We start from the raw sequence: 6,470 nt of genomic DNA on the forward strand, positions 1-6,470 counted from the left end.
ATCTAATATTTTAAAATGAGATTAATCAGTGTAATATATTTTATATCCAAATTTTCGTATGAAGGTTGAAAAGCAATGTTAATAACCATTAACTTAAGAACTAAAAGTCATACAGATTTTATTGATATTACAGACTTAATAAGTCAGGCTATCTCGGAGAGTAAAGTAGACTCTGGCATTTGCACTGTATATGTGCCACATACAACGGCTGGTGTTTTTATAAATGAAAATGCTGACCCTGATGTTGTTTATGATGTAAAAAATCATCTTGAAAAACTTGTTCCATGGATGAATAATTACAAACATATTGAAGGCAACGCTGCTGCACACATAAAATCTATTCTCACAGGCAACAGTATAAATATTATTATAGAAAATGGAAGACTGCTGCTTGGAACATGGCAAGGTGTATTTTTTGCAGAGTTTGACGGACCAAGAAATAGAAAAGTGTATATCAAAATATTGAGAGGTTGAAATGGATAAAGTAAATGTAGGCTTGATTCAAATGAAATGTAGCGATGATGTAGAAGAAAATTTTGAAAAAACCTTAGAAAAAATTAAAGACCTTGCAAGAAATGGAGCTAACATTATCTGTACTCAAGAGCTTTTTAAGTCTAAATATTTCTGTCAAGTTGAAGATTGGTCTTATTTTAAGCTTGCAGAAGAAATAAATGAAAATTCTAAGACTATAAAAACCTTACAAACAATGGCAAAAGATTTAAAAGTTGTGATAATAGCATCTTTGTTTGAGAAAAGAACAGAAGGAATTTATCACAATACAGCGGTAGTAATTGATGCTGACGGAAGTTATCTTGGAAAATACAGAAAAATGCATATCCCGGATGACCCACATTTTTATGAAAAGTTTTATTTTACTCCCGGAGACCTTGGATACAAAACTTTTAAAACAAAGTATGCGGATATTGGCATTTTGATCTGCTGGGACCAATGGTATCCAGAAGCTGCAAGGTTAACCGCATTATCAGGTGCTAAAATTCTATTTTACCCAACTGCTATAGGATGGCTTCCATCGGAAAAAGAAGAGTTTGGAAATTCTCAGTATAACGCATGGGAAACAATCCAAAGGTCTCATGCAGTAGCCAACGGCTGTTATGCAGTGGCGATTAATAGAGTCGGTTATGAAGAAAGCCCTGACGGAAATGAAGGAATAGAGTTTTGGGGTCAAAGCTTTGTATCAAATCCTTACGGAGAACTTCTTGTTAAAGGCTCTGTAGATAAAGAAGAAAACATCATTTGTGAAGTAGATTTATCAATCATAGATTCAGTTAGAACTACTTGGCCATTTTTTAGAGATAGAAGAATAGACAGCTATCAAGATATTACAAAAAGATTTATTGACTAAAGGAGGAAGGCATGGAGTATATAGTTATACTAATAACCACTCCATCTAAGGAAGAAGCAGAAAAAATAGCAAACTATTTAGTAGAGAATCATATTGTGGCATGTGTAAATATAGTTGAAAAAGTAAATTCCGTATTCTTTTGGCAAGGAAACATAGAAAAAGCAGAAGAGTCTTTGATGATTATAAAGACAAAAAAAGGCGTATTTAAAAAACTAATAGAAGAAGTAAGAAAGATGCATAGTTATACTGTTCCGGAGATTATAGCACTGCCAATTATTGATGGCTTTGAAGATTATTTAAAATGGATTGAGGAGACTGTAGCTTGAAAGATTTAATTATTTTTATTATTTTTGCTGTTGTAATGTTTCTATCGATCGTTGGAATTAATAAAGTTGTATTAATAATACAAAGTTTGGGAGGTGTTTTTGCTATGGCTGGATTTATACCTGTTTTAGTTGTATTAGCCATTATCTTTTTGGCAACTTCAGTCAGAATAATTAATGAGTATGAAAGGGCTGTTGTTTTTAGACTTGGTAGAGTTTTAGGAAGACCAAAAGGTCCGGGAATGTTTATTTTAATTCCTTTCATTGATAAGATGGTTAAAGTGGATTTAAGGGTTGTTACTATGGATGTTCCACCACAGGATGTAATAACAAAAGATAACATATCTGTACAAGTGGACGCAGTTGTCTATTTTAAAGTTGTAGACCCTATCAAAGCCGTTATAAATGTAGAAAATTATTTTTATGCAGTATCTAAAATATCTCAAACTACATTAAGAAGTATATGCGGTCAAGCTGAGTTTGATGAGCTTTTATCTCAAAGAGAAAAAATTAATTCAAAACTTCAGGAAATAATAGACCAAGAAACAGACCAATGGGGAATTAAAGTTATAACTGTTGAATTAAAAAGAATAGACATTCCAGAGGAACTAAAAAGAGCAATTGCAAGACAAGCAGAGGCAGAAAGAGAAAGAAGGGCAAAAGTCATTCAAGCGGAGGCAGAATATCAAGCAGCGCAAAAGCTTACAGAAGCTGCAGAAATGCTTGCTAAACAGCCAATAGCATTGCAGTTAAGATATTTAGAAACATTATCAACAGTTGGTCAATACAACTCCAATACTATAGTTTTACCACTACCTATGGAATTATTTGAAATATTTAAAAATTCTAAAATTAACAAATCTGAAGAAAAACGAGAAAGTGAATAAGCAATATTGGGAGGAGGTACATGATAATAATTAAGACATAAAAACGGTTTCTATTTTCAACTTTTCTGCTTTGCTATCATTTAGCTTTATTATTGACACGATCTTCTAAGCCCAAATTAATTATGATAAATCCTATTGTTAAACTTCTTGCAGTTATCTAAGATTTTAAACAAAATAAAAGTACAGAGGTTATCATGAATAAAAAGCCAAACAGACTTATAAATGAAAAGAGTCCATATTTACTTCAGCATGCTTATAATCCGGTGGATTGGTATCCTTGGTGTGATGAAGCGTTTGAAAAAGCAAAAAAAGAAGACAAACCAATCTTTTTGTCTATTGGATACTCATCCTGCCATTGGTGTCATGTGATGGAAAAAGAATCTTTTGAAGATGAAGAAGTTGCAAAAATTCTAAATGAAAACTTTGTCTCTATAAAAGTAGACAGAGAAGAAAGACCTGATATAGATTCTATTTATATGAATGTTTGTCTTATGTTTAATGGAAGTGGTGGCTGGCCTTTGACCATTATTATGACTCCGGATAAAAAGCCATTTTTTGCAGGAACTTATTTCCCAAAATATTCAAGACCCGGCAGAATAGGACTTGTGGATTTGCTAACAAGCGTAGCTGAATACTGGAAAAACAATAAAGAAGACTTAATCCAAAGAGCAGAAAAAGTTATCGAATATCTTAAAAACGATTTTAAAGGAAAATCTGACGAGATTTCAAAAGATATTATAGATGCTTGTTATTTAGATTTAAAATCAAGATTTGATAAAGAATATGGCGGATTTTCTATCAAGCCAAAATTCCCAACCCCACACAACATTCTGTTTTTACTTAGATACTACTATCATACAAAAGAAATGGAAGCTTTGAAGATGGCTGAAAAAACGCTCATTAATATGAGACTTGGTGGTATGTATGACCATGTAGGGTTTGGATTTCATAGATACTCAACAGATAGAGAGTGGTTACTGCCTCATTTTGAAAAGATGCTATACGACCAAGCAATGTTAACAATGGCATACACAGAAGCCTATCAACTTACAAAAAACAATTTCTATAAAAAAACCGCACAAGAGACTATAGCTTATGTTTTAAGAGATATGACATCTAAGGAAGGCGTTTTCTACTCTTCTGAGGATGCAGACAGTGAAGGTGAAGAGGGTAAATTTTATACTTGGACTATCGATGAACTTAAAGAAGTTTTAAATGATGAAGAGTTGAGTCTTGTAATCAAAGTTTTTAATGTTAAAGAGGAAGGAAACTATTTAGAGGAAGCTACAGGACATTTGACAGGGAGGAATATTTTATATTTAAAGAAACCTATAAGAGAACTGGCAAATGATTTAAACATGAACCAAGACCAATTAGAAACTAAATTGGAAGAGATAAGAAAAAAACTTTTTGATGCAAGAGAAAAAAGGGTCCACCCACAAAAAGATGATAAAGTTTTAACAGACTGGAACGGACTTATGATATCTGCATTGGCAAAAGCAGGAAAAGGGTTTGAGGATAGAGATTTAATAGAAAAAGCAAAGACTGCAGCAGATTTTATTTTAAACACGATGTTTAAAAATGACACTCTATACCACCTATACAAAGATGGAGAGGTAAAAGTTGAAGGGCTTTTAGATGATTATGCATTTTTTAGCTGGGGATTGATCGAGCTTTATGAGGCTACAGGAGATATTAAATATCTAAAATCAGCGTTAAAATTGACAGATTTAATGATAGAAAAATTTTATGATTTTGAAAATGGCGGATTTTTCCTAAGCCCTAAAAATTCAAAAGATGTGATAGTTAGACCAAAAGAAGCTTTTGATGGAGCTATTCCATCCGGAAACTCGGTCTCTGCTTACAATCTCTATAGATTGTATTTAATTTCAGGAAATGAAAAATATTATAACTTTGCTATAGAAACACTAAAAGCATTTGGCGGTGAGATTAAAAGACTTCCATCTTACCACTCAATGTTTAATATTGTTTTAATGCTTGTTTTCTATCCAACTTCTGAAGTAGTGTTAGCCGGAAACTGTGAAAAGGTTTTAGATAAAATAAATACCGAATTCATTCCTAATAAAGCGATTATCTTTTTAAACAGAGAAAACGAAAAACAGCTAAAAGAGTTAATTCCGTACACAAGCAACATGATTTTATCCGATGAATGTGATATCTATGTTTGTAAAAATTTTAGTTGTAATTTACCAACGAAAGATTTAGAATATGCTTTAAATCTTATGAAAGATTAAAGGTATTAAATGATTGACGAGGCAAAACTGATACAACTTTTAAAAGAAAAAAAGATGTCAGGCGAGCAGTTAGCACAAATCTTTAAAGTTTCACGTGTTGCAGTATGGAAAAAGATTAAAAAACTCAAAGACTTAGGATACAAAATAGAATCAGATAAGCATGGATACAGAATAATTCAGCCTTCTGATAAACTCTTACAACAAGAAATAATTCCAACCTTAAAAACAAAATTCATAGGAAAAAACTATCTTTATTTTGAAGAAATTGACTCTACAAACTTGCAAGCAAAAAGAGAAAACTACGAAGATGGAACGGTGATTTTTGCAGAATCACAAACAGCCGGAAAAGGTAGAAAAAATAGAAAATGGGTTAGCCATAAAGGCTTAGGATTGTACTTTACAATAGTTTTAAAACCGGGCATAGAAGTAAACTATTTATCTCATTTTAGCCTACTATTTAATTACAGCGTTTTTAAAGTTTTAAAAAATTACGTTAATGGAGAGATAAAAATCAAATGGCCAAATGATATTTATTTAAATGGAAAAAAAATAGCCGGCTTTTTGATTGAAAGCAGCATAGAAAATAACAGCATCTCAAAGCTAATCGTTGGTGTTGGAATAAATGTAAATCAATCGATAAAAGATTTTGAAGAAGATATTAAAGAAGTGGCAACATCTTTAAAAATAGAAGAAGGAAAAACATTTAACAGAAAAGAAATATTTTTAGACATATTACAGCAAATAGAAAAAGACTATTTAAAATTCATAAAAGAAAAGTACTTAGACATTAAAAAGATTGAAGAAAATCTTCTTTGGATAAATCAGAATGTTATGATTTTAGAAGATGGAAAACCAATACTTTCAGGAAAACTGATTGGTCTAAATGAAGATGGAAGTTTAATGCTAAAAACCGATGAAGGTTTAAGATTTGTATATGTTGGAGATTTAAGCATTAGATATAAATAAAACATGTGATCCTCGGCTTCGCCTCGAATAGAATCAAATTAATCAAAAACCCCGGCGTCGACCTACTTTCCCGACCGGTCTCCCGGCCAGTATCATGGGCGCTGGTGGGCTTAACTGCCGGGTTCGGAATGGAAGCCGGGTGTTTCCCCACCGCTATGGACACCAGGGATTTGGCAATTGAACAGGTTAGTAGGACTGTAAGTAGTAAAAGGCCAAGCCAAACGGGCGATTAGTACTGCTTGGCTCCACCCGTTACCGAGCTTCCACCTGCAGCCTATCAACGTGGTAGTCTCCCACGGCCCTTCAGGGATACCTTATCTTGAGGTGGGCTTCACGCTTAGATGCTTTCAGCGCTTATCCCGTAGCAGGATGGCTACCCAGCTCTGCTCTTGGGGAACAACTGGTACACCAGAGCCTGCCCCATCCCGGTCCTCTCGTACTAAGGATGGCTCCTCTCAAGTATCCTGCGCCTGCGGCGGATAGGGACCGAACTGTCTCACGACGTTCTGAACCCAGCTCGCGTGCCGCTTTAATGGGCGAACAGCCCAACCCTTGGGACCTACTTCAGCCCCAGGATGCGACGAGCCGACATCGAGGTGCCAAACCCCGCCGTCGATATGGGCTCTTGGGCGGGATTAGCCTGTTATCCCCGGAGTAGCTTTTATCCGCTGATCGC

General features: G+C 34.3%; 6 protein-coding genes and 2 rRNA genes (1 of these 8 running past the window's edge). 6 read left to right on the forward strand and 2 right to left on the reverse strand.

Annotated features, from left to right (window positions below):
• The first annotated feature begins 75 nt into the window (after positions 1-75).
• The 6 genes from SYO3AOP1_RS04040 (at position 76) to SYO3AOP1_RS04065 (ending at position 5,794) form a co-directional block, all read left to right on the forward strand.
• Positions 76-474, forward strand: a complete 399-nt coding sequence (locus SYO3AOP1_RS04040) for a secondary thiamine-phosphate synthase enzyme YjbQ (protein ID WP_012459493.1) — start codon at positions 76-78, stop codon at positions 472-474.
• A 1-nt stretch (position 475) separates the two neighbouring features.
• Entirely contained in the window at positions 476-1,363 is an 888-nt protein-coding gene (locus SYO3AOP1_RS04045) for a carbon-nitrogen hydrolase (protein ID WP_012459494.1), read from the forward strand.
• Positions 1,364-1,374: 11 nt separating this feature from the next.
• On the forward strand, positions 1,375-1,689 hold the full coding sequence (gene cutA, locus SYO3AOP1_RS04050; protein ID WP_012459495.1) for a divalent-cation tolerance protein CutA: 315 nt from the start codon (positions 1,375-1,377) through the stop codon (positions 1,687-1,689).
• On the forward strand, positions 1,686-2,573 hold the full coding sequence (locus SYO3AOP1_RS04055) for a slipin family protein (protein WP_012459496.1): 888 nt from the start codon (positions 1,686-1,688) through the stop codon (positions 2,571-2,573). Before cutA ends, SYO3AOP1_RS04055 begins: the two co-directional genes overlap by 4 nt.
• Before the next feature lie 194 nt (positions 2,574-2,767).
• On the forward strand, positions 2,768-4,828 hold the full coding sequence (locus SYO3AOP1_RS04060; protein WP_012459497.1) for a thioredoxin domain-containing protein: 2,061 nt from the start codon (positions 2,768-2,770) through the stop codon (positions 4,826-4,828).
• 9 nt (positions 4,829-4,837) lie between these two features.
• Entirely contained in the window at positions 4,838-5,794 is a 957-nt protein-coding gene (locus tag SYO3AOP1_RS04065) for a biotin--[acetyl-CoA-carboxylase] ligase (protein ID WP_012459498.1), read from the forward strand.
• A gap of 49 nt (positions 5,795-5,843) precedes the next feature.
• Here the strand turns inward: SYO3AOP1_RS04065 and rrf are convergent.
• Together rrf and SYO3AOP1_RS04075 are read right to left on the reverse strand one after the other, a co-directional pair.
• A 5S ribosomal RNA gene (rrf, locus tag SYO3AOP1_RS04070) occupies positions 5,844-5,961 on the reverse strand.
• 41 nt (positions 5,962-6,002) lie between these two features.
• Positions 6,003-6,470, reverse strand: a 23S ribosomal RNA gene (locus SYO3AOP1_RS04075); it runs 2,476 nt beyond the window's last position.

The sequence above is a fragment of the Sulfurihydrogenibium sp. YO3AOP1 genome (assembly GCF_000020325.1).
Taxonomy (GTDB): domain Bacteria; phylum Aquificota; class Aquificia; order Aquificales; family Hydrogenothermaceae; genus Sulfurihydrogenibium.